Here is a 1834-nt window from a genome sequence, read left to right as displayed (position 1 = left end):
GTATTAAGAGTCTAATTTTCATATTTCGATTTTCTGTGTTTTTTCGGTTGCTTGCCACTAACGTTCCCGCGCTACACGCAGGCTGGGATTAAAGATGCGTAATCTTTCGGTTAAAAACAAATGTTCCAAATACAAACTATTTTCAAATTAAGCCAATTGCCCAGCTTGCTTGTAGCGTGTGTTAGTAGCTGGCGGGGTTAGCACAAAAGTTCTTCGTTATTTATGTTTTTTTGCGCAATATTTACCGCTTTCTGCTTTTCAGTTTTAGTTTTTACTTTTCTAATAGATTTATGCTATAAATAATTTTCTCATTTCTGTAAACTTGCATATCAGTTGAATTTTTTCGCTTTATCAGACTGTCTCCAATATTCAGTTCAACGTTTTGTTTTGGAAAATAATTTATCATTTCATTTCCGTTACCTAGTTTAAGCTTTGGCGTCATATGATTACTTTCGTCAACATATTTTCCGATAATGCTTGTTTTAAATTCTTCATTTAAAACTTTGTCTCTTCTTGAGTTTTCAAAATATCCAAAGTGATTTAATAGAATCATTAAAATGACAATAAATAATAACATTGTTCCAATGATTATTTTATCTTTTCTATTAAGTATTTCGTCAATTCCTCTTGCGCCAACCATATTTTTTTCAATTTATTTCTGCATTGCAACTCAATTTGAGAATACTTTTTTTAACTTTTTTCAATTACAATTCTTTATGCGGAGTTTTTTCGTCAACTGCTTGCTACTAACGTTCCGGCGCTTGGCGAGGTTGCGAAGTTCGGAACCGTTTATTTTCTATCAAAGATAAAATTTCTTGCGAAATGTAAACGTGTATTTACTACAAAATTCGCAATCTTGCCAAACGCCTGTTATGTGTAGCTGTTTTATTCTGCAAGTTCGGTTTTCAATTTTTCAAAGTCTTTAATGTGCTTGTCAATTTTCGCTTGGTCTTTGGTTGAGAGTAAAAATGATTTCTTTCGTCCTGTAACCATTGTGTCCCACACCAATTTATTGTCAGCCCCCACAATGTGACAAGAGTTTGTTGCTTGGAACATTTTGCATTTTGTCTTTGGAAGTCTCGTTACTAACCAAGCGTATTCTCTTGTTTCAAATTGATTTGACAAAAACAGAGTTTCTAAATTTTTCAGATTTCCTAATGGCTGTAAAGTATCGTCTGCAATTTTCAGATTTTTCAGACTGAGAGTTTTTAAGTTTGTCAAATTCTTTAGCGGATTAATTGACTTAATTTTCAATGGTTTGTCGTGTCCGCCACCAAGTGTCAAGTCGCTTATTTGAGTTGCTAATGAAAGCTGGTCGATTTCTTCTAGTTTTGAAAAGTCAGTTATTTCAAGTGTCTTTAAGCCTTTATTTTTGCTGATGTCCCAAAGTGATGTTGATTTAGTATTCCAATTCAAAATTATCGTCTCAGTCTTGTCAAGTGTTTCAAGAATTGTCAAGTCTTTTGCTAATACTTGATATAAGTTTAGGTACTTTAAATTAACTAATGGAAGTATTTTTCTTAATTCCTTGTCATTAGCTCCAATTAGCCATAAGTTTTCAATTGACAATTCTTTTAGCCTGTCAAGGTTCTTAGCAGAAACAGGCATATGTAACGACTTTTCGTTCTTGTCAAAGTCGTTCAAGTCTGTTATAAATGCTTTTGGTTTCTGTGGTAAATTGTCTGTCATTGTCGTCTTTTACAGTTACACATAACGTTCCCGCGCTACACGCAGGCTGGGATTAAAGATGCGTAATCTTTCGGTTAAAAACAAATGCATCAAACACAAACTATCTTCAAATTAAGCCAATTGCCCAGCTTGCTTGTAGCGTGTG

Annotated in this window: 2 protein-coding genes; both read right to left on the bottom strand. The window is 33.7% G+C overall.

Translation table 11 applies throughout. The features are described 5' to 3' along the window. Nucleotides 1-271 precede the first annotated feature (271 nt). The gene (locus ACZ1AQ_RS15075) at nucleotides 272-640 is read right to left on the bottom strand and encodes a hypothetical protein (protein ID WP_489633687.1); all 369 of its coding nucleotides are present in this window, start codon (nucleotides 638-640) and stop codon (nucleotides 272-274) included. Between the two features lie 245 nt (nucleotides 641-885). Beyond that, nucleotides 886-1689: a hypothetical protein gene (locus tag ACZ1AQ_RS15070; protein WP_489633685.1), complete on the bottom strand. Its 804-nt coding sequence runs from the start codon at nucleotides 1687-1689 to the stop codon at nucleotides 886-888. Nucleotides 1690-1834 lie beyond the last annotated feature (145 nt).

It is taken from the genome of Flavobacterium sp. UM26 (assembly GCF_057922445.1).
This window is presented reverse-complemented; position numbering and strand designations above follow the sequence as displayed.